Annotated in this window: 22 protein-coding genes; 7 read left to right on the forward strand and 15 right to left on the reverse strand. The window is 66.8% G+C overall.

The window, feature by feature from the left end:
* Positions 1-89: 89 nt before the first annotated feature.
* From NTM_RS02235 to NTM_RS02255, 5 genes are all read right to left on the reverse strand, one after another.
* The gene (locus tag NTM_RS02235; RefSeq protein WP_163765309.1) at positions 90-512 is read right to left on the reverse strand and encodes an organic hydroperoxide resistance protein; all 423 of its coding nucleotides are present in this window, start codon (positions 510-512) and stop codon (positions 90-92) included.
* Positions 512-955, reverse strand: coding sequence for a MarR family winged helix-turn-helix transcriptional regulator (locus tag NTM_RS02240; RefSeq protein ID WP_163765310.1), 444 nt, complete (start codon positions 953-955; stop codon positions 512-514). Before NTM_RS02240 ends, NTM_RS02235 begins: the two co-directional genes overlap by 1 nt.
* 78 nt (positions 956-1,033) lie before the next feature.
* On the reverse strand, positions 1,034-2,686 hold the full coding sequence (locus NTM_RS02245) for a PE-PPE domain-containing protein (protein WP_163765311.1): 1,653 nt from the start codon (positions 2,684-2,686) through the stop codon (positions 1,034-1,036).
* 284 nt (positions 2,687-2,970) lie between these two features.
* Positions 2,971-3,897: a DUF732 domain-containing protein gene (locus NTM_RS02250; protein WP_163765312.1), complete on the reverse strand. Its 927-nt coding sequence runs from the start codon at positions 3,895-3,897 to the stop codon at positions 2,971-2,973.
* A gap of 14 nt (positions 3,898-3,911) precedes the next feature.
* Positions 3,912-5,006, reverse strand: coding sequence for a zinc ribbon domain-containing protein (locus NTM_RS02255; protein WP_163765313.1), 1,095 nt, complete (start codon positions 5,004-5,006; stop codon positions 3,912-3,914).
* A gap of 552 nt (positions 5,007-5,558) precedes the next feature.
* Between NTM_RS02255 and NTM_RS02260 the strand changes: the two genes are divergently transcribed.
* On the forward strand, positions 5,559-5,867 hold the full coding sequence (locus NTM_RS02260; protein ID WP_163765314.1) for a DUF732 domain-containing protein: 309 nt from the start codon (positions 5,559-5,561) through the stop codon (positions 5,865-5,867).
* A 25-nt stretch (positions 5,868-5,892) separates the two neighbouring features.
* On the opposite strand, the gene NTM_RS02265 is transcribed toward NTM_RS02260, so the two are convergent.
* The gene (locus NTM_RS02265) at positions 5,893-7,044 is read right to left on the reverse strand and encodes a CaiB/BaiF CoA transferase family protein (protein ID WP_163765315.1); all 1,152 of its coding nucleotides are present in this window, start codon (positions 7,042-7,044) and stop codon (positions 5,893-5,895) included.
* Between the two features lie 119 nt (positions 7,045-7,163).
* Between NTM_RS02265 and vapB the strand changes: the two genes are divergently transcribed.
* Positions 7,164-7,391, forward strand: a complete 228-nt coding sequence (vapB, locus tag NTM_RS02270; RefSeq protein ID WP_083145609.1) for a type II toxin-antitoxin system VapB family antitoxin — start codon at positions 7,164-7,166, stop codon at positions 7,389-7,391.
* Complete coding sequence (locus NTM_RS02275) at positions 7,382-7,795, forward strand: PIN domain nuclease (protein WP_163765316.1); 414 nt, start codon at positions 7,382-7,384, stop codon at positions 7,793-7,795. The genes vapB and NTM_RS02275 overlap by 10 nt, the downstream gene beginning before the upstream one ends.
* 20 nt (positions 7,796-7,815) lie before the next feature.
* On the opposite strand, the gene NTM_RS02280 is transcribed toward NTM_RS02275, so the two are convergent.
* Positions 7,816-9,543, reverse strand: coding sequence for a VanW family protein (locus tag NTM_RS02280; RefSeq protein ID WP_163765317.1), 1,728 nt, complete (start codon positions 9,541-9,543; stop codon positions 7,816-7,818).
* 191 nt (positions 9,544-9,734) lie between these two features.
* Here NTM_RS02280 and NTM_RS02285 point away from each other — a divergent pair, with 191 nt between their 5' ends.
* The 3 genes from NTM_RS02285 (at position 9,735) to NTM_RS02295 (ending at position 12,946) form a co-directional block, all read left to right on the forward strand.
* The gene (locus NTM_RS02285; protein WP_163765318.1) at positions 9,735-10,658 is read left to right on the forward strand and encodes an RNase H family protein; all 924 of its coding nucleotides are present in this window, start codon (positions 9,735-9,737) and stop codon (positions 10,656-10,658) included.
* 8 nt (positions 10,659-10,666) lie between these two features.
* Positions 10,667-11,656: a hypothetical protein gene (locus NTM_RS02290; protein ID WP_163765319.1), complete on the forward strand. Its 990-nt coding sequence runs from the start codon at positions 10,667-10,669 to the stop codon at positions 11,654-11,656.
* A gap of 72 nt (positions 11,657-11,728) precedes the next feature.
* The gene (locus tag NTM_RS02295; protein ID WP_163765320.1) at positions 11,729-12,946 is read left to right on the forward strand and encodes a hypothetical protein; all 1,218 of its coding nucleotides are present in this window, start codon (positions 11,729-11,731) and stop codon (positions 12,944-12,946) included.
* 118 nt (positions 12,947-13,064) lie between these two features.
* On the opposite strand, the gene NTM_RS02300 is transcribed toward NTM_RS02295, so the two are convergent.
* From NTM_RS02300 to NTM_RS02310, 3 genes are all read right to left on the reverse strand, one after another.
* Positions 13,065-14,717, reverse strand: a complete 1,653-nt coding sequence (locus NTM_RS02300) for an NERD domain-containing protein (protein ID WP_163765321.1) — start codon at positions 14,715-14,717, stop codon at positions 13,065-13,067.
* A 102-nt stretch (positions 14,718-14,819) separates the two neighbouring features.
* Complete coding sequence (locus NTM_RS02305; RefSeq protein WP_163765322.1) at positions 14,820-15,845, reverse strand: patatin-like phospholipase family protein; 1,026 nt, start codon at positions 15,843-15,845, stop codon at positions 14,820-14,822.
* A gap of 148 nt (positions 15,846-15,993) precedes the next feature.
* Positions 15,994-17,094, reverse strand: coding sequence for a fatty acid desaturase family protein (locus tag NTM_RS02310; protein WP_163765323.1), 1,101 nt, complete (start codon positions 17,092-17,094; stop codon positions 15,994-15,996).
* 225 nt (positions 17,095-17,319) lie between these two features.
* Here NTM_RS02310 and NTM_RS02315 point away from each other — a divergent pair, with 225 nt between their 5' ends.
* Positions 17,320-19,845: an SEC-C metal-binding domain-containing protein gene (locus NTM_RS02315; RefSeq protein ID WP_163765324.1), complete on the forward strand. Its 2,526-nt coding sequence runs from the start codon at positions 17,320-17,322 to the stop codon at positions 19,843-19,845.
* 79 nt (positions 19,846-19,924) lie between these two features.
* Here the strand turns inward: NTM_RS02315 and NTM_RS02320 are convergent, their stop codons facing one another.
* The 5 genes from NTM_RS02320 to NTM_RS02340 all read right to left on the reverse strand — a co-directional run bounded on the left by NTM_RS02320 (position 19,925) and on the right by NTM_RS02340 (position 25,203).
* Positions 19,925-20,335 (reverse strand): PIN domain-containing protein, encoded by a 411-nt coding sequence (locus NTM_RS02320; protein WP_170311962.1) that lies wholly within the window; start codon positions 20,333-20,335, stop codon positions 19,925-19,927.
* Between the two features lie 6 nt (positions 20,336-20,341).
* A complete protein-coding gene (locus NTM_RS02325) occupies positions 20,342-20,581 on the reverse strand; it encodes an AbrB/MazE/SpoVT family DNA-binding domain-containing protein (protein WP_013472822.1) in 240 nt (79 codons plus the stop codon).
* Between the two features lie 103 nt (positions 20,582-20,684).
* Complete coding sequence (locus NTM_RS02330; RefSeq protein WP_163765325.1) at positions 20,685-21,818, reverse strand: hypothetical protein; 1,134 nt, start codon at positions 21,816-21,818, stop codon at positions 20,685-20,687.
* A 97-nt stretch (positions 21,819-21,915) separates the two neighbouring features.
* The gene (locus tag NTM_RS02335; protein ID WP_163765326.1) at positions 21,916-22,146 is read right to left on the reverse strand and encodes a FitA-like ribbon-helix-helix domain-containing protein; all 231 of its coding nucleotides are present in this window, start codon (positions 22,144-22,146) and stop codon (positions 21,916-21,918) included.
* A gap of 300 nt (positions 22,147-22,446) precedes the next feature.
* Entirely contained in the window at positions 22,447-25,203 is a 2,757-nt protein-coding gene (locus NTM_RS02340) for an AAA family ATPase (RefSeq protein WP_163765327.1), read from the reverse strand.
* Between the last annotated feature and the right edge of the window lie 3 nt (positions 25,204-25,206).

Here is a 25,206-nt window from a genome sequence, read left to right on the forward strand (position 1 = left end):
TCATTTACTTCGCTGAATGGATAGACAGCCCGCTCCCAGGTTGCCGAACGGGGCAAATTTGACGTGCGATCAGCCGAAACGCGAAACGGTCAGTCGTCGGTGATGGTCAGCTTCACGTCGATGTTGCCGCGGGTCGCGTTGGAATACGGGCACACCTGGTGTGCGGCCTCGGCCAGCTGCTGCGCGGTGGTGGGGTCGACGTTGGGCAGCGTGATCTCCAGCTCGACGGCCAGTCCGAACGCGCCGTCGTCGTTGGAACCGAGGGTCACCTTCGCGCCCACGGCCGAATCGGAGACGTCGGCCTTCTGCTGGCGTGCGACCAGGCGCAGCGCCGAGTGGTAGCACGCCGCGTAGCCGATCGCGAACAGCTGTTCCGGGTTGGTGCCGACGCCGGTGCCGCCCATCTCCTTCGGAATGCTCAGCGTGACATCGACTTTGCCGTCAGAGGTGCGCCCGTGGCCGTCGCGGCCTTCACCGGTGGCCAGTGCTTCCGCGGTGTAGAGAGTCTTCATCAGGGGTTCCTTTCGTGGGGTTCTTGCATGTGTCGCACAAGGTGTTTCAACGCATCCCGCAACTCGGCGAGCTCGGCTTCGGACGCTCCGAAACCGGCCAGCAGACGTTCGGGGACACAGGCCGCCCGCTCCTCCAGGCGCGTGCCCGCCTCGGTGAGCGACACCTCGACGCGACGCTCGTCGTCGGCCGAGCGGCGGCGGGCCACCAGGCCGACGGCTTCGAGCCGCTTCAGCAGCGGCGAGAGGGTGCCCGAGTCGAGCTGTAGCCGCTCCCCGAGGTAGCTGACCGAGCAGGGGCCGTCCTCCCACAGCACCAACAGCACGAGGTACTGGGGATAGGTGATGCCGAGTTCGTCGAGCAGCGGCCGATAGGCGGCCGTCACTGTCCGCTGCGCCGTGTAAAGGGCGAAGCAGAGCTGGTCGTCGAGTCGGGCGGCATGCACGGTATTGAGAGTAGCGCGCAATTAAATTGCGCGCAATGTATTTGTGGTGCGCAGGCCAGGGGCCTGCATGGTCAGGTTCTAGACCGCCACGTAGTAGGTGGTGTTTCCGACGACCGCCCGGACTTCGAGCGTCGTCACGTCGACGTCGTCGTAGGCGCCTGAGTGGTCGGTGAACATCCCGACGAACAGGCGGACCACGTCTTCGGCCACCCGCTGCAGGCTGGGCCAGTTCTCCCAGTTCGCCCAGCCGTCCCAACGCTGGGCGATGTCGCGGACGGTGTACGCCGTGTTCTCGGGGGTCAATGCGATCCGTAATCCGTTCCAGCCCAACCGGTCCGGGTTGGCGCCGAGCGCGCGACCCGGGTTGCCCAGCAGCGTGAACCGGATCCGGTCGGCGGGCGGCGCGTCGTGCAAGGACGCGTACGTCGACAGCCATTCGCCGACGACCTGCGCGCCCTGCGACATCGCGATCACGTCGATCACTCCGGTGGTGGTGCGCAGCAGCCGGTCGAGGTTGGCCGCGCCCTCGGTGATCGAACTCTGTCGCGCCGCGGCGGGATATGCGAGCGGAATCCAGGTATTGCCTTCGGCTTTCGCGTAGCCCTGGAGGTAGTCGCCGGTGTCCTCCGGCTTGGTGCCGAGCCCGCCGATGGTGATGACGACCCTGCCGTCACCCTGTTCGGCGGGCGGCATCGGGTTCTGGGCGTCGGCCGGTGTCCGGTCCTTGGGGACGGTCGGGGTGCGCGAGGCCAGCGTCTTGAGCGGTTTGATCGTGACCGTGACCGGGACGGCGACCACGTTGCCGCTGCCGTCGTCGACGGTGATGGTGAAGGTGTCGGTCTTGTCCGCCGCGGTCGCGTCGGCGGCACCCGCGGCACGGCGCGCGGCGACGGTCGGGGTGTAGATGACCCGGCCCCAACGAGACACCGACACAGTGCCTTTGGTCGCGGGGTCGGCCCGGTAGACAAGGCGGTCGCCGTCGGGGTCGGTGGCGTTGACGCGACCCCAGACCGAGCCGAACCAGCCGGGAGTGTGCACGGCCGGATCGACGACGGGTGCGACATTGACGGGTGTGGTGGCCGGGACGTCCGGAACCTGCGGGACCACCGGGGTTTCCGGCACGGTGGCGCCGGGCTTGTGGGGTACCGCCGGTTTGGCCGGAGTCAGGCCGATGTCGGAGCGGCCGACTTGGCGCCACGCCGCGGACAGCAGCACCCACAGCGACGTGGTCTGCGCCGGAGCGGACGGCACGGTCGCGGTGTCCGGGGTCGGTGCCGCTTTGTCGGGCACGGGCACCGAGACGGTGTCGGCGGGCTCTGGCGCGGGCGGCTCGGCGGCGGGGGCCGGCGCGGTGGTGTCGTCGGACGGGGCATCGACCGGTGCGTCGTCGGACTCGGCTGGTGCGTCATCGTCGGCGGGCGCGTCGTCGTCGGCGGCGCGCTCGTCGCGTTCGACGCTCGACAGCATCGGCTTGTTGCGGGACCGGCGCGGGGTTACCGACTCGGCGTCGTCGTCGGACGCGGCCTTCGCGGTCGTGGGGGCGCTGTTCTCGTCGTCGCGGTCGGCGGAGGACTTCTTGGCCTCGCGGGAGGGCGAGTTGTCGGCGGAGGAGCTGCTGCTGGCAGCCGTGTCGTCGGCGGATGCGATGACGGGCGCGGCGCCCAGCCCGATGCCGACGCCGAGCGCTATCGCGAGCGCACCAACGCGCCCGACGTTTCTTGCGTAACTCATGTAAAGCCTTCCCCCGCGGGCCACCCCGTAGCCACGCTGGGAGTCAATATTTTCTTACCCGTTAAAACGGAGCGAGGGTTTCGTCCAAAAATTAGCAAGACCGTAAAAGCATTGAGACCTTGCCATCCAGGCGACTTTGTCGCACATCAAGCGCTGAGCTGGGCTTATGGCGCCAGAAGCGTGATGAAGGTCACAGTTTGAAATCGGCGGATTATGGGTTCCCCCGCCGCCATCGGCGAGCCGGGGAGGACGGTTTCGGCTCCGGATTCGTTGCTGGGGGCGGGTCAGCCCAGGGTCAGCGCCACTCCTGCGACCCGCAGATCGGCAAACGAATAGCTCAACTCCCCGCGCTTGCCGACCGCCACCACGTAGCGGTCCTGGCCTTCGGTCACCTCGAAGCTGAAGCCGAACGTGCACCGGAAGCGCCCGCCCTGACCGTCCTCGAGATAGGTCGTGGTGAGGATCTCACCCTTGCCGTTCTTCACCGTGACCGGTGTCCCCGGATGGACGTCGGCGAACCCGCCCGCCCCGACGCACGACGATCCGTCCACCTCGATCGCCGGGAGGTACGGGTTCGGGTCCTCGTCGTTGAGGGTGAAGCTTCCGGTGATCGTCGCCGTCTCGAGCACGTGAAACCCCTCGACAAACTGAGGACAGAAGTACTGCACCGCGACTTCGTCAGCCGGCATCCCCTGCTGGGGCCCGCCTTCGTCAAGGGTCCGGCAGACCTGCTTGCCGTGCGCGACGGCGTTCGCGTCGGAGTTGAATTCCGCCGAATATCCCGATTGCTTCAGAGCCACGAGATAGCGGTCGTCGGCCGTGGTCCGGTCGCGGGTCAGGTACGCATACGCTCCGATACCGGCACCGGTGACGGCGAGCACCGCTACAACGGCGGAGACGAGCACTCGCTGCCGCCGCTTGTGCGGGTTCGCATTGGCCGAAACCGGCTCGGCGACAGCACTATCCAGTTGTTGCCTACCCATCGCGTCGAGTCCTTCGACACTGCCGTCGCGGACCAGATCGGTGGGCTGGCCGCCGACGAAGTACCGGCCCTCGTGTCGGCCCGCCGGATCCGGCTGCCAACCACCGCCCGTCCCACCCGACGGCGTGTACGCGGATTCGTGCCAAGTGCCGCCGACGTTGACCGCGCCGCACGAATTGCAGTGCATCGCGTCGGTGAGCGCACCGCCGCAGAACACGCAAAAGCTCATCTCGCTGCCCCCACTCACTTCCGGTACGCCGTGGTGCCCTCGACACCGAACAGCGAGCTGACGAATTTGGCGAAACAGTCGTCGACGCGGATCCTCTGCGCGTCGCACCACGCATTGGCCTCGGCCGGCGAGAGTTTCGGCTGCCCGACGACGGTCACCCAGAAATCCCCCGAACTGAACGTCGTCCATTGACCCGAGGACAGCAGCCGCACATTGCTGTACTTGTCCCGCAGCGCAAGGTGATTGCGCAGCACGTCGGTACTGGTCAGTGTCCGGCCATCGACGACCAGACCCGCCTTCTTCGCACTGATCTGCGGTATCCAGCGATTCGCGAGCGACCCGGATACGTACGCATAGTCGGCATCCCGCAGCTCACGCAACACCGCTTCGGCCACCCCGTCGATACTGCCGTGTTCCGGTTCGGCGACCGTGTGCGCGACCACGCGTTGCGACCCCACCGTCGACGAAGCACTCGTCACCTCGGTGTCGTCACCGGAATGGAAGACGAGCTGTGGTGCACCGGAGAACATCTCGGTGGTGCGCCAGTACATCCCGGCCGGGAACACCAGCGTTCGGCGGACCGTCTCGCCGGGCTTCATCGTCAACGGTGACGCGGAGAAGTCGAAAAGGCCGGCTGCGATGTCGCGCTGCCCGTCGGCGACGGTGATCCGCGCCGACGACGCGGTCTCGGTGTTACCGCCCGGGCACTGCGACATGAATGCGGCGTCGACGGTCAGTCCGTCGGGGGTCATGTCGACAGACTCGGCCTGCACCAGCGGCGCCGTCGCGCAGGTCGGGACGGCGGCGGCCGGATTGGCCGTCCCGGCCGTAAATCCGCCGGTCTGTGGGACGGCCGCCTCGTCGGTCGAGGAGCCCACCAGCAGCACCCCGGCCGTGACGGCGGCGGCGACCACAGACACCGCCGCGACCACGCCGCCGATCAGCCACCCGCGGCGCCGGGGAAGGGACGTCGACTCGACCACCCCGTCGTCGGGATAGGCCACGGCGCCGATCGGCGAACCACACTGCCCGCAGAAACGGTAATGCCAGGCGTTGGCGTGCCCCTGCGGACAGACCACCAACGGTGTCCCGTCGAACTCACCACTCACTTCGATCCCCCGCAATCTCACCCGGGTGTGAGGCTGCACCTCACCCCGTCCTGCGCGCCGCAGTGCGCGACGCCTCCCCCTCGCATGCGCTCACTGTTTGCCCTCAACCAGTGAGCGCGCTCCGATCCGACTCCGTGAGACTGATCATCCGCCTCCCCACCGACAAAGGGAATCGGGGATGTCCCGTGACATTGCCGCAATCAAGCATCAATTGCCCGATCAGCACCATGAGTCACATTCGTCACGCTCAACCCCTCGTCAGCGTGACGATGCCGGAAGCCTCCCCGATTCCCCGCGACGCAGTGAACCTGCACCGTGTCGGCGATCTCTTCTGTCGCACGGGCCCGCCGTAGCGTTACACGCCGGGGTGCAGCGCGCCATGTAACGTCGCGTTCCCTTCCGTCTGCAACCTTCGCTGCGCCTGTGCCACCGAGTGGTTGGGCGCTGTCACACATCGGAGCTACGCTTGCCCACAGATACGCTCCGACAACGAACGGCACCGGACCACAGGTTGTTTGCCAGCCCGTCTACGGCTGCAGATACAGGGATGACATGAAGATCTCCACAACGCTCGGCGCCCTCGCGGGGCTGGCGGTGACCGCGGCGACGGGCCTCGCCGCACCCGCGGGCGCGGCGCCCCAGGATGCCGCGTTCCTCAACCGGCTGCAGCAGGTGGGGATCACGGTCTTCAATTCGTACGGGACCATTCAAGACGCCTATGCCGTATGCCGGCAGCTCGATCTCGGCACACCGCATTCGCAGCTTGCCGGCTACGTGATGGCTGCCAACTCTGATATGGACTGGGAAAGCGCCGCGGACTTCGTCGTCCTCGCGAACATGACGTACTGCCCGCCCAAGTGACGCACGGATCCCTGGTCTTGCCAGCCTAATTCGTCGGTGTGACGCCGAGCTCGGCGAGCACCTCGGCGGTGTGCTCCCCCAGCCGGGGTGCGCTGCCTCGAATCCGTCCGGGTGTGCGGGAGAAGCCGGTCGGGACACCGGGAAACCGCACGGGACCGTGCTCGGTCTCGACGGTTTCGAAGAAGCCGACGGCCTCCAGGTGCGGATCGGTGAACAGGTCGTCGGTGCTGCGCAACGACGAGGCCGGGATGCCGAGCTCGTCGAACAACGCCAGCCACTCGACGGTGGTCCGGGTGCGCAGGACATCGCCGATCAGGCCGTAGACGGTGTCGATGTCGGCGGCGCGGGCGGCCATCGTCGCGTAGCGGTCGGCATCCCAATCCGGTTGCACCGCATCGACAAAAGCATGCCACTGCTTGTCGTTGTAGATCAGCGCGGCGATGTGACCGTCACGGGTCGGGTAAGGGCGGCGGTTGCGGGCGACCGTGCGGGGATAGAGCGCGGGCCCCAGGGGCGGGTCGAACATCGCGCCGTTGGCGTGCTCGACCAACATGAACGCCGCCATCGTCTCGAACATCGGCACTTCGACTTCCTGGCCCTCGCCGGTGCGGGCCCGGTGGAACAGCGCCATCATGGTCGCGTTGAGCGCGGTCAGCCCGCAGACCTTGTCGGCCATGATCGATCCGACGTATCCGGCTGTGCCGGTGAGTTCTTCCTGCACGGCGGCCAGTCCGCACTCGGCTTGGATGGTGTCGTCGTAGGCGGGTCTCGCCGCGTAGGGGCCGCTGCGGCCGTAGCCGTAGCAGTTGGTGTAGACGATCGACGGGTTGAGCGCGGCGACGGCCGGATAGTCGAAGCCGAGCTTGGCGATCGCGGCGGCGCGCATCGAGTGGATGAAGACGTCGGCCTGCGCGACCAGCCGGCGCAGCGCGTCCTTGCCGACCTCGGTCTGCAGGTCGAGGACCACGCTGCGCTTGCCGCGGTTGACGTTGGTGAACACGCCGCTGAGGCCAGGCTCGGGACCGACGGAGATGAAGCGCGCGTTGTCGCCCTGCGGCGCCTCGACTTTGACGACGTCGGCGCCCATGTCGGCCATCATCTGGGTGCAGTACGGCCCCGCGACGACCGCGGTCAGGTCGACGACTTTCACTCCGGACAACGGTCCCGCAGAAGGCATGCCGCGAACCTTATCCGCACCGGACGGGTGTAGGCGCAAGGGCCCGCGCATCACACGGTCCCACCGCGTCGCCCGCGCAGAACCGCGTACGATATCAGTGATATCGGGAGGTCAGTCGGATGGCAGACATATTGATCAGAGATTTGTCGGACGCCGCCGTGGCTCATATCGACGCCACCGCCGCGGCACAGGGCCTGTCGCGGCAGGAGTACCTCAGGCGACGCTTCGAGGCCGAACGCCCTCACGGCGAACCTCGCCGTGGGTTGACGATCGACGATCTCCGCCGCGCGGCGCGCGCGGCCTCCGACCTCGATAACCCCGAGGTGATGGACCGAGCGTGGCGGTGAGGCCATGGCTGATCGATAAGTCGGCGTACACGCGGCTCGCGGACTCACCCGACGTCGATGCCTGGATGCAGCGCATCGAACGCGGACTGGTCCGCATCAGCACGGTGACCCGCCTCGAAATTGGCTATTCGTTCCGCACAGCAGCGGAGGCGCACTCCGAAGTGATGTCGCCGCCCTTGGTGCTCATGCCGATCGAGTACCTCACGCCGGCCATCGAGGATCGCGCCCGCGAGATACAACTCAACTTGGCTGACCGCGGACAGCATCGGGCACCGTCGATTCCCGACCTGTTGATCGCAGCCACAGCGGAAATGTCCGGGCTGACGGTCCTCAGCGTTGACAAGGATTTCAGCCTGATCGCTGACATCACGGGGCAACCGATCGAGACGCTTCGAATGGCGTGACTGCCGCGCACGGCCCGTATTCAGCCCCCGCACACCACCTTCGGGATCGGGTCGTACCGCACGGTGTGCGATTCGGTGCGGGTGTCGCCGGTGGCGATGTCGCGCAGGGTGCGGGTGTCGGTGATGGTGAATCCCGGTGCGCCGCCGCTGGCGCTGCACGATTCGCCGGCCGGGATGGTGATGGTGCGCGGGCTGGTCGGTTTCGATCGCGGGCTCTGCGCCGAGGACACCTCGTAGCGTTTGATCCCGAGGATTCGCACGGTGATCGACCCCGACGTCCACACCGTCTGGATCTGCACCGGGGTGGGCCCGTCGTTGCGGAACTTCACGTCGATCTCGTCGCCGAACACGGTGGCCTCCCGGCCCGCCGGATAGCGGCTGATGTAGTAGCTGTGCTCCTGGTGCTCGACGAGCTCCAGACCCGCGAAGTACGCGGCGTTGAACAGCGTCGTAGCCACCTGGGACACGCCCCCGCCGACGCCGGTGTCGGGACGGCCGTTGAGGATGATGCCGGACTCGACGTAGCCGTTGGCCGCGGTGCGCGGATTGGTGGCGGCGTTGAGACTGAACGTCTCCCCCGGCGCGACCACGATGCCGTCGATGGCCCCGGCAGCGCGTTTGATGTTCACGCCGGAGGCTCCGGAGAAGCCGGAGGTCTGGAATTCGCCGATCACCTCGACCGGGCCCAGCGCCTCGATGTCGGCGGTGGTGAAGCTGGCCGGGTCGTCGACGTAGACGGCCTCGATTTCCCGGTCGCTGGTGTCGGTCAGCACATCCATCACGTCGAGGAGGGTCTCGTCGTAGTCGATGCGGCGGCCGTCCTGCGACGGCACCTTCTGCGCCGGTGTCGCGGCGAAGTCGATGGTGGCCTCGCGCACCGGGGTCTCCGACTCGGCCAGCTGAGGCCGTGCCGCTTCGGCGAGGACGTGGCGGTCGACGGTGGCGGTGATCTCGCCGTCCTCGGCTTCGAACGTCAGGGCGCTGGCGATGACGGCCGTTCCGATGGTGGCGCGGGCGTCGTCGTCGCCGGTGATGATCAGCGGCCCGGACACCGCGGGCGCGGCGATGTCGGCGACGGCGGCATCGACGTCGGACGCCGTTGTCCGGGGCGCCGATTCGACGACAGGGAGGTCGATGGTGGCGCCGGCGGCCCAGTCACGCTTGAGCAGTGCCGCGGCGGCGTCGACGTCGAGGTGGCGGCCGTTCTCCGGGTAGACGGCGACGGGCTCGTCCCCGTCGAAGCGCACGGTGCCTTCGGCTGGGTCCCGCTCGATGCGGGCGTCCAGGTCATCGAGTGCCGCGGTGAGCGCCGCGTCGTCGGCGGTGGAGACGACGCCGATCTCCCGGGTGGTGAAAAGCGACGTCAGCCGGGTGAGCGGGTTGAGCGGCTGAGCGCCGGCCTGCTCGACGGTGGCGGCCCAGTCCACGGACAGCCCGGCGGGCTCCGGGTCGATGGTGGCGCGCTGGTCGGCGGCGGTGACGGGGATCGGTCGGGTGATGCGCGGGCTGACGGTCGCGCGCAGCAGTTGCTCGGCGTCGCGCAGCGTCATCCCGCCGATGGCGACCCCGGCCGCGGTCGTCCCCCGCGCTACTCGGTCTTTGCTGTACACCAGGTCGGCGAGGTAGACGACGGCCAGCAGCGCGAACGGCGCGGCGATCAGGGCCGGCAGCAGCCTGCGGCGCAGGCGTGCATCCGTCGCGGGCGCGGTCGCGTCGATGACCTGTGGTTGTGCCCTGTCGGCCTGCATGCTTGTCGATCCTTAACCCGTCGGCGGCGCTGCTCCGTGCGTGTTCCTACGCCGCGCGCTGCCACCCAGCCTAGCGATGCGGCACCCCCACCGCTCTGGGCGCGGTTTGCTGACCGAGGGCGACCACCGGAACTTGTCGGTGCCCGCTCCTACAGTGACGCTCCACGATCCAACCTGGGGAGGAGACGGAGATGGCACCTAAGCCTGGGGGCAGTTCTCGACCGATCGACATCGTGCCGGCGCGGGCGCGGCCGGTGATGTCGGTGGCCCTGGCAGTCGGGGGGCGAGGCCGGTCGGTGTTCGCGTACTCGGCCTGCGCCGAGGGGCACCGGTGGTCGGGAACGGTGGAGGCCGAGTCGGTCGACACCGCGGTGCTCGACGCGATCCGCCGGATCCGGGACGGGTCGGACGCGGAGCGGATCCGGTTCGTGGTGCAGGTGCCGGTGCGCAGCGCGTTGTGGGCGCTGCGCGACGAAGTCGCATTGCTGATCCCGGGGGTGTGGATCGAGCGGCCGCGGCTGTCGGACGAGACGCTGGTGCGCCGCGCGTGTGCGGGGCTGCGGGAGGTGACGGTGCCCGGGCCGCCGGTATGCGTCGCGACCGACGGGTCGGTGCGCGGCCGCTACACCGGCTACGGCTGGCTGGCGGATACGGGTGAGTACGGGCTGCAGGGTTTCCGGCATTCGCAGAAGCTGATCGGCCCGCAGGTGGTGCTGGTCGCCGAGTTGCGGGCGATCGGGGCGGCGGTGCAGAGGCTGCGCGGTCGCGACATCACGGTGCTCAGCGACAGCAAAATCGCGATCGGGATGGCGATGCGCTGGAAGGCAGGCGATTTCGTGCTTCCCGAGGGCTATCAGGTGTTCCGGGAGAGCGGTAAGACACCCGGTCTGGTGCGCGCGCAGCAGATGATCTTCGAGGAGCGGGAGCGCATCACGCTGGGGTGGGTGCCCGGGCACCGCGGTGAACCGTTGAACGAAGGCGCTGATGCGCTGGCCCGGTTGGCGTCACGGTACGCGTTGGGCGACAACGCTCTTGACGGTGCGGAGTATCACCGACGCGCCGAGGATCTGGCGGCGACGTTCTCCCGTGAGTTCAACCGGGCGCGGACGGCGTAGGGGTTCCGGTGGCCCGTTCGCAGCCGAGCGACGGCTCGGTGTTCTGCGCCATCCTGTTGCTGCTCTTGGCGGTCGGGTTCGTGATCAAGTACATCTGGTGGTTCGTCGGCGGCGCGGTGCTGGTGGCCTTGTTCGCCGCCATCTACTGGATCGCGAAGAAGATGGAAGAGGACCGCGAACTGGAGGCCGACGAGGCCTACCACCGGGAGTTCGAGAGGACGCGTCAGGCCGAGCGGCAGAAGCTGTGGACGCTGCTCGGCGACAAGCGGGCCATCTACGGTGAGGACGGCGCCGCGGCGATGAACACGGTCGCCGACGCCCCCGACCTCGACGTGGATGACGACGCGGACGACGATCCGACGATCGCACGACTGGCGACCACACCGACCGCGCTGGCCGCACTGGTGCGGGACAAGCCCAGAGGCTGGGAGCAGGCGGTGTTCGCGTCGGTGTTGGTGCAGCGGGCGGCACCGCTGCAGTCGCGGCTGCGCGACAGCGAACTAGGGTTCCCGATGCTGCTGAGTTCGGGCGGGATGACGTTGTCCCCGCGGGCTTTCCGGTACATGGCAGTGAGCATGGTCGACGAAATGCTAACCACGGTAAGGCAGTTGGACGCTTTCATGGCCGCGCCGGCATTCATGGGGTCGTTCTCCGGGCGCAGCGACGAGGACGCGGATCCGGAGGCGATCAAGCACATCGCGAATCGCCTGATGGATTTTCTGGAGCAGTTCCTGGAACTGTCGGAACGTGCGCGGGCGCTGCACGTGCGGTCAGACTGTGCCGAGATCGCCGCCGACCTGGCACGGGTGCTCCACGGTCCGATCGCGAGCATCCAGCAGTTCATCGCGGACTTCGTCGATGTCATCAACGCACTCCCGCGGGTGCTCAAGCACGCGACGGGTCCGGTGGATCTGGGTTCGCTCGCGATGTATCTGAGTGTCGACGACAAGCGGTTCACGAGCATCCTGCGGAGGCTGGACGCGATTACGGGGGCGTAATGGGGTGGGTGGAATAGCTATCTTTGGGCAAGCCGACGATCGCCGGAGGCGCTCGGTACTGAAGGGTGGGGAATGAGCGCGCAGGAATTTCGTGACGACGACGCCGGCTATCTGCAATGGCTCGCGACGCATAGGGACGGATTCGTCATCAACATCGCGCGGAACCGACGGGCGGTCGACGCCCGTACCCATCGCGCGCAATGCCGGACGATTAGTGGCAACAATCCCCGGGGCGGCCCTTGGACCGGGCCATATGTGAAAGTGTGCGCCGATACCTTGGCCGAGTTGGAGCACTGGGCGGCAGGCGAAGTGATCGGGGAGACCATCCGACGGTGCGGAATTTGCGCCGCGGGTGAACCTCAGGCGTCCGTTGTTTCCCCGGAACCAAGTGGGCCGGCCGAGGCGAGTGTTGTAGCCAGTGCACGGTTCCGTATTCGAGGGCCGGAACCCGGGATGGCGATAGTTGAAGCGTGGGCCGACGACTACATTCGCTTCGAGCACCGACCTGCGTGGGAGGAGCAACTTCGGGCCGAGATTCGAGACCGATGCCGGCGTCTCGAGCCGCCCGACGACTACGTCCTACACGCCTCATTTTTCGGGTCGAAACGAGCTAACGCAGATGTTGAGAATCTCGCGCTCTACAACATTGATTCCTTCTCGATCGCCGGTCGAAACGGCATCCGCTTCGAGCACGGCGCCAACGTACCGCCCGGCACCGACGGCGCGGAGTTTCTCTTCGGCTACCGTTACGCAATCTCGCCTCGTACGGGCACCTTCGCCGCATGGCGACGAGGTCGAGTACTTGCGTCGTTCGATTGGGTCGACATGGGCACGATCCTGGGCGACAAGCGTGCGGCACAGGTCTGGCTGAATCTCGTTCGTGGTAGCGCGAATGTATCCGAGGTGGCGCGCACACCAGGAACGCGATTTGCCGTCAAAGTTGAGATGCGACCTCCGCAGGGCCGGCGCGCCGTCCCTGGCGACCTGATGAAAGGAACCCTTGACGGCACGATCTGCGCATTCCAAGCGCACACCGACACGGCGGCTCTGCCGCAAGTCGCGGAGCGACTCTCGGCGATGATGCCGGCAGATGCCACCGAGATTGAGGCGCGTCTGCTTGATGTTCGGCGCGCGGTCATCGGAAAGTCCTCTAGGCTCGTATCGACTTTTCGTGAAGGCGTGCAATGGAACCCGACGGATCACGATTGCGTGGCCGGGGAGCTGCTACTTGCTGAACCGGTCGACGACCGTTGGGCAATCAAAGGTGAGATTGTTGAACTCTTAAGGTAGGCGCCGTTAGCGCCGATCCGAGGTCTCCTCAGGCAAATCCCGAACTCATGGTGATCCCTCCGAACCGCAAACATTCGCATTATGCGATTCGAACTTCAGCCGTTGTTACTGCTCACGCTCAGTCAATGTTGAGCCGACGAGCGAGGTCCGGTCCTCCGACCTCGCGGAGGAATTCAGGATCCCCGCAGACGACGAGTTGGTCGCGCGCGCGGGATAATCCGACGTACAAGCGCTCCCGCGAGCGCTCGAACGCGGACTCCTCGTTGACGACCAGCACGACGGCGCGGCGTTCGAGTCCTTTGAACCCGAGGACATGGCCGTAGAAGACTTGCTCGGCGTCCCAGAAGCTGTCCCAATAGGCGGCGTTACCAGCGGCCTGGCGCTCGCGCTGCTCCGGGTGACGGCTTCCGGTGGTCAGCAGCGCGACATCCTCAGGGCGCCAACCCTGCTCGAGGAGCAGTTCCACCTGGTCGTCGCCGACATCCATCGCGTCCGACCGTGAGCAGGGCACGAACTTGACCGCCGGACCCTCACCACCCAAGAAGCGCATCGGGTGATCCACCAACGGCTGGAACGCGTTGGCGATCTGGCGGGTGTTGCGCAGATTGTGGTCCAGGACAAGAGGGACCAGCGGCACCGGCGGCGACCCGTGGCGGCTGAACACGCGCTGACCTTCGTCGGTGAAGACGTAGAGCCCACCGGTGTCCTCGTCCTTCAACGCGGCAAGCAGCGGATCCCACCACGCGTCGGCGAAGTCCTGTGCTTCGTCGACCACGATCGCGTCGAAGCGCTGGCCTTCATCGAGTTGCGCTGCGAGCTCGGTCATCTGCGCGGGCAGATCGTGTTCCCAGAACTGGACGGTCTCGGCGGTGCGCAGGGACTCGTCGGGCCCTTCGGGTGCACCCCACCGCTTGCCGAGGTCGTGGAATTCGCCGACGTAGGCGGGCCGTTGACGTCGGTTCCAGGTCTCGGTGACGCGTTCCAGATAGGACGCGAGCCCGTGCGAGTAGCAGACGAGCGCCACGCGCCGGCCGTCGCGGGCCAGACGCCGGGCCTGCTCCATCGCCAGGAACGTCTTGCCGCTGCCCGCGCCGCCGCGGACCTCGACGCGGTTGAGCAACCGGACAGCATCCAGGATCACGGACTGGTGCTCGGTGAGAATATCTGCGGCATCCTCGTTTTCGAGGGCACGGGCGACGACGCTGCGCTGCGGCAGACCCCGCCCGCTCAGTGACTCGCCGAGCTGAGCGACGCCCGCCTTCGTCAGGAACGGGCGATCGAGTTCCTGACTGAACAAAATGTGGCGCAGCCTGGCGGCGATGTCGGGCAGGTCGGTGCGGTCGATCACCTTCCAGCGGGGGCACTCGGGCAGGGCGAAATCGTCGGGAAGGTCGGTCGTCGGTAGGACGACGACGTGGTCCCAGCGCAGCCGCCCCTGGGTCCAGCGAGGGTCGCTCTCGACGAAACTACGGAGGGCATAACAGGCTTCACGGGCCTGGCGAACCGGGTCGATCTCGACTTCGCGGCCGCGGCGCTTCTGCCGCCAGCACTCGCCGTCGTGCCACACCTCGCCGCCCTTGACCTCGACGCACACCATCCCGGCGCCTTCGATCGCGACGAAGAAGTCGATCTCGTGGTCTTTGAGATGGTCGGTGACGCGCTTGCCCGGGATGACGAGGTCACCGGGTTCGAGCTGGTCGATCAGGGCTTGCCAGACTTTGCGCTCAGCGCCATTGGCCAAGCGTGGAACCTCGGCCGCGGTGATGGTCATCGTCGACGTCCTCCCCTCCGTCACCGGGGATGATATCCACTGCCCTGCTCGCCGCGGGCCACCCGCCGCCGTCCAGCGCGGCAAACTGAGGACTTCCAGGCGTCAGGTCACATCGTGCGCGCCGCGGAAGCGCCGCAGGTACGCCGGCCAATCCCAGCCCGCCAGAAACTCGGTGGCCGCCGCGTAGCCCTTGTCGTAGAGCGCGTCGGCCTCGGCGCGGGTGATGTCGAAGTCCAGGACGCCGACGTCGGTGGAGTCCACCTGGATGGCGCGCACCTTCACCCAAGGCTGGCTGAGGTAGGTCTGGTCGTGGCCGACCAACATCGTGGTGAGCAGGCTTTCCAGCAGCCTCGGCCCATTCCAGGGCAACCGGAGGCCGGGGATCAACTGTTGGACGGTCGGGGCGGGCAGGTAGGGCACCACCGTCACGCCGAACGTCGGCCATCGGGGTACGGCGCCGTCATGGCGGTCGAAGGTGTCGATCGGGAAGTTCGACAGCACCCCGCCGTCGACCAATGTGAACGACTGGCCGGCAGCATCTTTGAGTGTGGCGGGCTGGAACAGGAACGGTATCGCCATGGAGGCGCGGACCGCGTCGGCGACCGATTGCTCGTCGGGGTCCAACCCGTAGAGACGTCGGTAGTCCCAGGGCAGCCGCACCAATTGACCCGCGGTCAGGTCAGCCACGGTGACCACCAACCGATACCGTCGCTCGGGCGGCAGCTGGTCGTCGTCGACGGACAGGTCGCCGAAGGTGCTGACACCGAGATTCTCCAGTTCCCCGCGGATCCAGTCATGGGCGAAGTCGCCACGGTAGAGGCCGGTCCCCCGCGACAGACCCCAGGCAGTGCCGACCACTGGGATCCGCTCAATCGGGCCGCTGTCGCGGAACCTGCGGTAGGGCACGCTCACGGCGATCTCGCGCAGCGCGTCGGCGCTGATCCCGCCGGCCTGAGTAGCCGCGGCCACGACCGCGCCGACCAGTGCGCCCGCCGAGGTGCCCGAGATGCGTTCGATCCCGTAGCCGGCGTCGCGCAGCGCCCCGACGGCACCGACCAGTCCGATGCCTTTGACGCCGCCTCCGGACAGCACGAGGTCTGCGCGACGGGGGTTCCGCTTCGCAGCCATCACTCCAGAGTGACACGTTCGCTCGGCCCCGCGGGGTGAGCGGGCCAGGACGCAGACACCCGGGCCAATAGCCACGCACGGTTGCCCAGCTCAGGACCGTCTGACTACCCAGGACATGACGTCAGCGGTGGCCCGGCGTGCGGAGTCGTTACGTGCTGCTCGCGGCGCCGGAGGCGGTCAGGAGACCGTCGGGGACCGCCAGCTTGTGGATGGTCCGCTGCGTCCGGAAGTACTGGCGCGGGAACGAGTCGGTGTTGTACGGCAGGTCGTACTTCTCGCACAGTTCGCGTACGCGGACGCTGACTTGGGCGAGGCGGTTGCTCGGCAAGTCTGGGAACAGGTGGTGTTCGATCTGATAGCACAGGTGCCCACCTGAGAAGGCCAGCAGCGGGCCGGCTTTGAAGTTCGCCGCCCCGAGCATCTGGCGCAGATACCACTCGCCTTTGGTCTCGCCGTCGAGCACCGCCGGGTCGAATGTCTCTGCGCCGTCCGGGATGTGCCCGCAGATGATGTTCACGTACACCCACACGTTCCGCAGCAGGTTCGCGGTGAGGTTGGCCGCGAGCGTGCGACGCCACCGCCGGAAGCTCAAGGCCGGCAGGAACACATAATCCTTGCTCAATTGGCGGGCCGCCTTGCCGAGGAACTTCCGTTTCTCCACTGCCACGGCAGCGGCATTCTCCCCTCGGAGACGCTCCGAGTGCAGCCCGTGCAGCGCGATGCCCCATTCGAACATCGCTGCCAGCACCAGGTTTCGCACCGGAGTCGACAGGTACACCCGACGCCACGGCTGCTCCGTCGTCACCCGCAGCCACCGATAGCCGATGTCCTCGTCCATGCCGAGCACATTGCTGAAGACGTGATGCCGGTAATTGTGGGAGTACCGCCACTGCGCTGACGACCCCACCATGTCCCACTCCCAGTTGCTGGAGTGGATCTCCGGGTCGTTCATCCAGTCCCACTGGCCGTGGGAGATGTTGTGGCCGAGCTCCATGTTCTCGACGGATTTCGCGAACGCCAACGATGCGGTGCCCAGTACCCAACCGGTCTTCGACCGGCTGGTGGCGATCAGCAGGCGTGCCCCGACGTCGAGCGCGCGCTGGAAGGCGATCGTCCGACGGATGTACGCCGCGTCCTGCGCTCCGAGCGACTCCTCGACGTCACGGCGAATCGCGTCGAGTTGGTCGGCGATCGCGTCGATGTCTTGCTTGCTGAGATGGGTGTAGTCGGAGACATCGGCGATCGCCATCGGGGGTTTCCTCGGGTGGGGTTGTGTAGATCGGTAGTCCAGCCACCGTCGGTATCAGCACTGCAGCCTAAAGCCTGCAGTCTCACAGCGAGCGTCCAGGTTCGCCTTCAGACGTACAAAGGTCCCATGACCTGCACTGGAGCCGGGCGGGGCGAGGCGTCACCCGGCCCAGCGCGAGGTCAGCGATATCGCCGAGCGCCGGCGCGATCGCCTACCGTGGTCGGCGTGGCAGCACAGCTTGATCCCACCGACGCCCTCGCCCGCATCCTCATCGAGCACGGCCCACTGCACGAGGACGACATCGCGCAACGGCTGCGCGAGACGGGCATCCGGAATGCGGAGGATGAGCTTCCGCGCTTGTTGAACGAGATCACCTGCGCTGCAGTGCCTTTAGCTGATGACCGCTGGGCGTGGCTGCCCGCCCTGCTGGCCGGCCGGCTATTCACGCACCGGGTCGACGCCCAGGAGATGACCCACGACATCCTGCTCGTCACCCCGGACCTCGACCCGATCACCCACCTCTGCGAGTTCGAGGAGTACGCGCAGCTGGCCGACGGCACCCCCGTCAGCGTCGCGTTACCGGCGTTCGATGACGGGGTGCTCGACGAGCGGGACGTCCCGCTGGACATGGTCGACGACGGCGGCGCGCTGGTCCTGCCGCCGGGCACGTTGCGCGGCCTCGGCCTCGCAGCAGGCGACCTGGTCGGTCTGAGGTTGACGCCCGCGGGACTCACCCTGTCGAAGGTGACGGCGGATCCGGCGCCGCAGGTCGGTGCCGCACTGGCGGCCACCCTGGCCCCCGACGAGCCGACGCCGTTCGATTCCGCGGTGTGGAGCGCGTGTTCGGCGGATCCGGCGCTGTTCACCGAGCCCGTGCCGCCGCTGTCGGAGATCGCCGACGCCCACAACCTGGTGCGTCGCCTCGACCTGCTCGCACCTGCGGGCTTCGACTACGACCGGTGGCGCTTCGAGCTGGACTGCGAGGTGATGCGCAGGCGGTACGACATCGACGAGGATGCCGCACGCGCCCTACGCACGCTGGTCACGGTCTACGAGCAGATGTCGCAGCTGATCACGACGTCTCTCTCTGGCGAAGAAGAGGCGCCCGACGAGGACGTGCCGGCGCCAACCACCGAGGGCTACCGGGAGCTGGTCGCCGAGTTCGGAGCCGAGCTCGCCGATCCGCGCCTGGCAGAGCTGCTGGTAGCCGAAACCCTGGGCCGCAACCCCGATGGCGCCGCGGCACTGGGGTTGTTCGCCGAGACGCTGGAGCCGCAGGTGCCGCGCCGCGCCCGGGTCGCGTTCCGCTGGCTGCGCGCGGTGGCGCTGGAGCGCATCGGCGACATCGAGGCGGCCGAACGGGAGCTGCTGGCCGCCGAAACGATGGACACCGACTGGCCGTTGCCGCTGTACGACCTGGCCCGGATCGCGTCCGACCGCGGTGACGTCGAGCGCGGGTTGGCGTTGCTCCATCGGGCGGGTGCCGCGCCCGACGATCCGATGCTCTTGTTGCTGCGCAGCCATCGGGCCGAGGCGCGCCCCGATGTGGGCCGCAACGAGCCGTGCTGGTGCGGGTCGGGCCGCAAGTACAAGAAGTGCCATCTCGGCAAGGAGCAGTTGTCGCTGCTGGAGCGGGTGGGGTGGCTGTACGCGAAGGCCGCGCAGCATGCGGTGGCGGGCGAGTGGCGCGGCCTGATCGCCGAGCTGAGCTACGAACGCAGCCGGCATGACGATTCGCTCGACGAGATGCTCGACCCGCTGATCGTCGATGCTGCGCTGTGTGAAGGCGAAGCATTCGAGGACTTCCTGGCTGTTCGCGGCCCGCTGCTGCCCGATGACGAGCGGTCGCTGGCAGAGCAGTGGCTGCTGATCGAACGCTCGCTGTTCGAGGTCGAGGCGGTGAGTCCCGGTCACGGGCTCACGGTGCGCGACGTCCGCACCGGCGACGTGCACGAGGTGCGGGAGCGCACCGCCAGCCGGCAGCTCAAGGCAGGACATCTGATCTGTACCCGGGTGTTACCGGTCGGCGACGGCACCGCGCAGCTCTTCGGCGGAGTGGAACCCGTTGCGCTGCATCAGCGCAGCGCGCTGATCGAGCTTCTCGACGAGGGACCTGACCCCGTGGAGATCGTCGCGTTCCTGAGCGCCCGGTTCGCTCCGCCGACGCTGACCAACACCGAGGGTGATCCGCTGATGGTCTGTGAAGCGGTTGTGCGCGTCAGTGATTCGGCACGTATCGAAGCCGCGCTCGACGACACCTATGACCGGGTCGAGGACGCGGAGCTGCCGCAGTGGTTCGAGCATGTCACTACCGACGGCATGGAACGCATCCGCGCGACGATGGTGCTCGACGGGGACACGCTGCGGGTCGAGACCAACAGTGAGGAACGGATGGACCGGGTGCTGGAAACCCTGGAGCGGCTCGACCCGGGAATGCGCGTCGTCGATGAGACTCGCACACCGATGGACGACCCGCGGAGAATGGCCGCGCGGATGCCTGCAACCGCTCAGGGCGCGGTGGACCCGGACGACCCGCAGGTGGTGGCCCTGCTCGACAAGATGATCCTCGATTACGAGGAGAAGTGGCTCGACGAGTCGATTCCGGCGCTCGACGGGCACACCCCACGCCAGGCCGCCGATGACCCGACCCGCCGGCCTGATCTGATCCGGCTACTCGACTCCTTCCCCTCCGACACAGGCCGCCACGCGATGAATGCGGATCGACTCAGGGCGGCGCTGGGGCTGGAGTAAGCCGAGCTCGCGGGGGCGTCTCACGGATCGCTTGCCGGCACGTCCGATCGGGCCTGCGCGAGCGTCCCTCTCCGCGTCATCACGCAACAACTTCGGTGTCCACACCCAGGGCTTCATATGTCGCCCTGGCGCGGGCATCCCGAGTTGCCAGCGCCACATCGTGTTCTCGCGCCGCCAACGCAACGAGTCCGTCATACGTCGCACCGCCGCCGATTCCTCGTCGGGCCAACTCGCGATGCGCACCACGTGCAACCCGGGCGCCGAGCGTGAGGGATGCAGTGAAGTTGGCGTCGATCAGTGCGACCGCATCCTGCGGGAGCAGCCGCGCATCACCGGGTAGCCGTGTCAGCACCGAGTACGTCTCGGTCAGCGCATGCCCGCTGAGTCCCAGTGTCTTGCCTTTGGCCCATTTCGCCACGGCGGCGTGTTCTCGGTGGGAGCCGACGAGCAGCGGTACAGCGACACTCGTATCAACCGCTGTGACAGGCATCGTCAGTCAGCGCCGACCCGAGTCGATGATGGCGAACATCATCTCGTCGGTGACCACGGTGTCGGCTTGCGCCACGAGGCGACCATCGTCGTCGCGTTCGAGTCGAGCGGTTCGCCCGCCCGGAACGATCTGTAACCCACCGCCGTAGGCAGAAATGTCTACTTTCGTGCCGGGGGTCAAACCCAGCGCGTCCCGCAGTTGCTTCGGTAGGACCACTCGGCCACCGGAATCGATCACAGCCTCCATGGGATCATGTTACCAGTGAAATCCCATTATCACGGTTGCGGTGTCGGCGGCGCTCAGCAGTCTTATGCGTTTGGTCCGCGTCAACAACCGTCGACACGCACGTCTACCCCGCGACACTCAACCCGTCACCCTTCTGGCTCTCCTCGAGGGCGGCCAGGGCTTCCGCGGTCAAGCCCTCGCGGACCCCGCTCCGCTGGTGCGCGAACGGGATGAAGGCCCGCAGGAGGGCGGGTACCTCGAGGAGGACTTTCAACGAGTGGTCGTGGAGCGTCGACGATTCGAGTACATGCTCGACGCGCCGGGCGCTCCACCGCAGGGGGTCCCCCGTCCCGGATTCCATGAGGTCCGTCAACAGCAGCAGGTGGTCGCGGCGATCGAAGCCTGCGCCGGCCTCGCATGCGAAGAACTCGTCGGCCAATTCCCTACCTGATCCCCATGCCGAACCCGACCACTGGTACCCGTCGCCGCCCTCCGGCATATGACCGACCAGCCATCGCACCAGCGGACGGCAACCAGGCCACGTCGCGGTCTCCCGGAAGACGAACTTCTGCTGCAGGCTGCGTTCGATCCACGCCCGCGCATCAGCGAGCCTCATGTCCACGGTGGTGAAGTCAGCATTGGAGCTTCGCCGCATGTGGATGTCGATCGCGTCCAACCAGAGATCTGCATCGACGATCTCGGAGTCTTCGAGGTGCTCCATCCGGATCACGCAGGTCGCTTCCCGCCCGTCGGCGAGGCGGGCACCGATCCAGAGCTCGTCGAAATCTCCGAGCACATATGAGTGACGCACCGCCCGATGAACCTCGACCTCGCGGAGCCCAGCGACCCACGGCGGTAGCGGCCCCTGGTACGCGTCCAGCGCCACCCGATAGCGCTGCTGCAGCTCCTGGTCGTCCAACAGCTCACCAAACAGCGCGACGAACAACGCGCTCTCGGAATGGGGAGCGTTGAGGAAATTCTGGAGGCGGTGACCGAAGTCGACTGAAGTGCGTTGATCAGACCGCCAATTCGAGAACGGGTCTGGCTTCGCCGCCTCGACTTTCGCGCTCGCGAACATCAAGAGACCCCACGGGTTCTCCATCGCGAACGAGATCAGCGACCGATCATCGGGAGGCGGCTCGGGGACGGCATCCACCCGGCGCTTCTTTGCACGACGCGCATCGCGTCGCGCCTGCTTCATCTTGCGGTTCCCACGTCCGTCACTCATGACGCGGACGCTACGCACGAGCGCCGACATGTCGGCACACTCCGAGAGGTCCTTCGAGGAGCGTCTCGCGAGGCCCGATTACCGCACGGTGTTGGCCGCGCCAAGAGTCACCGCCAAGACGCTCGCGTCAACGCCCATCACGTTCAGCCCGGACTCCAAACACCGCCGCACTGAACGACACCTTTCCGCCTTTGCGCACGGCGGCACGTTCGAAGACCTCTTCAGCGGTGGCCTGACTCGCCTCGGTGATCAGTCGGCTGCGGAGGTACTCCTGAAGCGATTGATGCGCCCGCGCCGCCCGCTCCCGCAAGACCCGGTGTGTGTCATCCGGGACGTCTTTGATCTGCACACTGGGCATGGCGCCATTTTGGCGCCAGTAGCGCCAGAGTGCTAGCGGGAACGCCGCCACATTGTCCGACTGCCCAGTCGAGCTGGATGCCCGCGGTGCGGTGTCTTCTTCGGTCGACGACTGCAGCGCAGCGCATCTGATCGACGTGCTCGGCTCGGAGCGACGATGTCCGGGTGCCGATGGCGCGATCTGGTCAGTGACGTCTCCGGACCCACCGCGCGTCAACGTTCGTTGACGGGGTGACGTCTTGGGCGTGTCAGACTTCGCTCCGTTGCGGTCTTCCCGCCCATAAATGCCTGAACGACTGATTCAGGGCGCGGGCAGCGGGATGATCTTGTCCTTCGCGGGATCTATGTTCCTCTGCGCCCACTCGACGACCTCGTCCTCCTGCGAAAAAAGGATGACCTGGTGCTCGGCGCTGAGTTCATGAAGCAATTCCATCACCGCGACCGTGCGGGTGGTGTCGGACTGGGTGGTGACATCGTCGAAGATCAGCGGTGCGGTCTCGGCACCACCCGAGAGTACTTGCGACAGGGTCACCCGAAGTAGCAGGTAGATCTGTTCCGTCGTACCGAGCGAGAGCCGATCCGCTTGGCGCACTTGGCCGGTCGCCTCTGTCACGAGGATCGTCAGATTACCCGGGTCGACGGTGACGTCCCGGTACCGGCCGTTCGTCACCCGGGGTAGCCACGGCCGCATTCGATCAGCGAGAGCGGGTGCGATGGAAGCGTTGGCTCGTTCCTTGGCGTTGGCGAGTTCGGCGGCGGCCGCATCCAGACACGACGCCAACGTCTCGACCTGATCGACTGCCCGTTGGGCATCGGCCTCCACCTCCACGGCCTCTGCCACCGAACCGAGGACGTTGCCGAGAGCCTGAATCTTTCCCTTCAGCTGTCCGTCAAGGTCAATCATTCTGTCGTAGAGAGCTTTTGCGTCGGTGACGAACGTGTTCAGATCCGGCGGCATCGGCTCCTCCGGTTCATCCCCGGCCTCGGCGGTCAGTGTCGCGAGATCCGCTTGCAGGTCAGCCAGTTCGCGACCACCCAGCAGTTGTTCGAGGAGGGCGACGTCGGTCTTCCATGTGGTCAACGCCGCGCGCTTTGCGTCTTGCTCACTCACCCAACGGCGTAGCTGCTCGATCGCGCCCTCAACAGCCTCTGCGGTCAGGCCGAGGGCAGTGGCAAGCTCGATCACGTCGCGTCCTTGAGCTTCACGCACGGAGAGCGCTTGAAGGTGGTTCGCTTCAAGCTGTAGCCGCTGGCTGTGCGCCTCGACGAGGTCGGCGCGACGAGCGGCTTGTTGGGCGACTTCAGCGCGAGACTTGCAGGCCTCGACGTAGTCGGTATACAGCTTGAGCACTTGCGCAGCAGGGTCTTCGGTGGTGAGAAGATCCTGTCGCCCGAGTAGGCCGGCAAGTGCTCGGACGCGGTCGTCGCGTGCGGCCCGGAACTCCGCGGCCTGATCCGCATGCTTGGCTGCCGCTATCCGCGCCGCGCCGGCGGCATCCATCTCGCGGGCAATCTTTTTCAAGGACTCCGGGTCGACGTCGAGCGATTCCCCACGTACCTGGGCTTGCGCGGCAGCAACACGCTCCTGATGTTGGCGTAGCGCAACCTCTTGCGCCATCACCCCCGCCTCGGCTTCCTGCGCCGACAGTGCCTCGGAAAGGAAGTCGGCATATCTCCGGCTGGCGGCGATCACGTCTTCAGCGGCCGACCGCTCAATTGCGTGGAGCGCGGCCAACTCTAGGGTCATTGCCCCGTTCTCGACGGCCGCATCGTAGTCGGCCTTCGCCTGTCGGTATGTGGCATCGCGGTCGTCGACGTCGCGCTGCAGTGCTGCCAACTGCGCCGCGCGCTGTTCCCTCTCGTGCTGAAACACCGCTACCTCAGCAGTGTCCACCTCGGGTGGCGATGACGCGAGTACATCAGCGAGAGTGCGTAACTCGTCGGCAGACAGGATTGTCGGCGGAGGAGATGCCTCATCGGGCGGTGTGGCCTGCAGATGGGTGTCGAGTACGGTCTGAGCCTTGACCAGTGCGCTGTGGGCGTCGACGACGTCGTGCCGCGGCTCGCGATCGCCCTCCGGCATTTGGGGCAGCTCGTCGATCTGGACTTGCAGATCGGCCGCGGTAGGTCCGTCACCCAATGGCGTCACATCGGTCCCGCCGTCGAATACCACCAGCGCCCTGGTAACGGTCGCGGCCTTCTCCTCATCGACGGTCAGGTCCGCTTCGCTTACTGCAGCCACTCTGGTGGATAGCTCGACGGCCTTCTCTACACGGATCCGCAGCTCGTACACGCTGTGCCACTTGACGAAGCGTTCGGACAGTTCGACTTTGGCGCGCGCTTTCACCAGGGGTGCGGCAAGCTTCTGACGGTTGGCAATGGTCTCGAGGAGTTCAGCGAGATCGTCTCGTCGTGTCTCGGCAATTTCTCGCGCGTCCTCCAAGGCCGTACGACTTGATCGAAGCGGCCTGCTGCCTATGTGCGCCACTCCCACCCATTCGGTGCGTCGGTCCTTGAGCCAGGCCAGCGCCGCATCGGCGGTGGCATCGGTCGCCCCGGTCGATGCGGCCCTTTCCAGCAGCTCCTGAAGTTCACCGGCGTCGTCGCGGACGCGGAGGATGTCGGCTTGGCCGGTGAAAATGGTCGATCGCGCTGACTGGCGGTTGAGGCCCAGGAGTCGCGTGCCGTCCAAGCTTGCGTCTGTGAGCAGTTCAGCCTCCGATACCGCTCGGGCAGTCGAGCCGTCAACGATCGTCCATTCGCCCTTGGCGAGATCCTGGGTAATGGCCAGTCGGCGATCGTCGTCGAGCGTGACAGCAACGCCGACAGCCCATTTCGAGCCCGACCAGGGCTTGTGTCGGTTTCTGAACTCCGTCTCGGCGGCACTGCCTCTGCCCTTGTACTTACGCCGACCGGCCAGAGCCGAGTACGTGGCGTTGAACCAACTGGACTTTCCTGCTTCGTTGGGTCCGTGCACGACGTTGAGACCCGGTGCGAATTCGAGTGTCGCGCCGCGAAATGGGCCGAATGCAGTGCCGGTGACCCGATCGATGCGCATGTC

The organism is Mycolicibacterium parafortuitum (assembly GCF_010725485.1).
Lineage (GTDB): Bacteria > Actinomycetota > Actinomycetes > Mycobacteriales > Mycobacteriaceae > Mycobacterium.

Bases quoted from the DNA above. Each gene is read 5' to 3' on its own strand.
- NTM_RS02235 (WP_163765309.1), bottom strand. From the start codon at position 512: ATGAAGACTCTCTACACCGCGGAAGCACTGGCCACCGGTGAAGGCCGC.
- NTM_RS02245 (WP_163765311.1), bottom strand. From the start codon at position 2,686: ATGAGTTACGCAAGAAACGTCGGGCGCGTTGGTGCGCTCGCGATAGCG.
- NTM_RS02250 (WP_163765312.1), bottom strand. From the start codon at position 3,897: ATGAGCTTTTGCGTGTTCTGCGGCGGTGCGCTCACCGACGCGATGCAC.
- NTM_RS02260 (WP_163765314.1), top strand. From the start codon at position 5,559: ATGAAGATCTCCACAACGCTCGGCGCCCTCGCGGGGCTGGCGGTGACC.
- NTM_RS02265 (WP_163765315.1), bottom strand. From the start codon at position 7,044: ATGCCTTCTGCGGGACCGTTGTCCGGAGTGAAAGTCGTCGACCTGACC.
- vapB (WP_083145609.1), top strand. From the start codon at position 7,164: ATGGCAGACATATTGATCAGAGATTTGTCGGACGCCGCCGTGGCTCAT.
- NTM_RS02280 (WP_163765317.1), bottom strand. From the start codon at position 9,543: ATGCAGGCCGACAGGGCACAACCACAGGTCATCGACGCGACCGCGCCC.
- NTM_RS02285 (WP_163765318.1), top strand. From the start codon at position 9,735: ATGGCACCTAAGCCTGGGGGCAGTTCTCGACCGATCGACATCGTGCCG.
- NTM_RS02295 (WP_163765320.1), top strand. From the start codon at position 11,729: ATGAGCGCGCAGGAATTTCGTGACGACGACGCCGGCTATCTGCAATGG.
- NTM_RS02300 (WP_163765321.1), bottom strand. From the start codon at position 14,717: ATGACCATCACCGCGGCCGAGGTTCCACGCTTGGCCAATGGCGCTGAG.
- NTM_RS02305 (WP_163765322.1), bottom strand. From the start codon at position 15,845: ATGGCTGCGAAGCGGAACCCCCGTCGCGCAGACCTCGTGCTGTCCGGA.
- NTM_RS02310 (WP_163765323.1), bottom strand. From the start codon at position 17,094: ATGGCGATCGCCGATGTCTCCGACTACACCCATCTCAGCAAGCAAGAC.
- NTM_RS02320 (WP_170311962.1), bottom strand. From the start codon at position 20,335: ATGCCTGTCACAGCGGTTGATACGAGTGTCGCTGTACCGCTGCTCGTC.
- NTM_RS02325 (WP_013472822.1), bottom strand. From the start codon at position 20,581: ATGGAGGCTGTGATCGATTCCGGTGGCCGAGTGGTCCTACCGAAGCAA.
- NTM_RS02330 (WP_163765325.1), bottom strand. From the start codon at position 21,818: ATGTCGGCGCTCGTGCGTAGCGTCCGCGTCATGAGTGACGGACGTGGG.
- NTM_RS02335 (WP_163765326.1), bottom strand. From the start codon at position 22,146: ATGCCCAGTGTGCAGATCAAAGACGTCCCGGATGACACACACCGGGTC.
- NTM_RS02340 (WP_163765327.1), bottom strand. From the start codon at position 25,203: ATGCGCATCGATCGGGTCACCGGCACTGCATTCGGCCCATTTCGCGGC.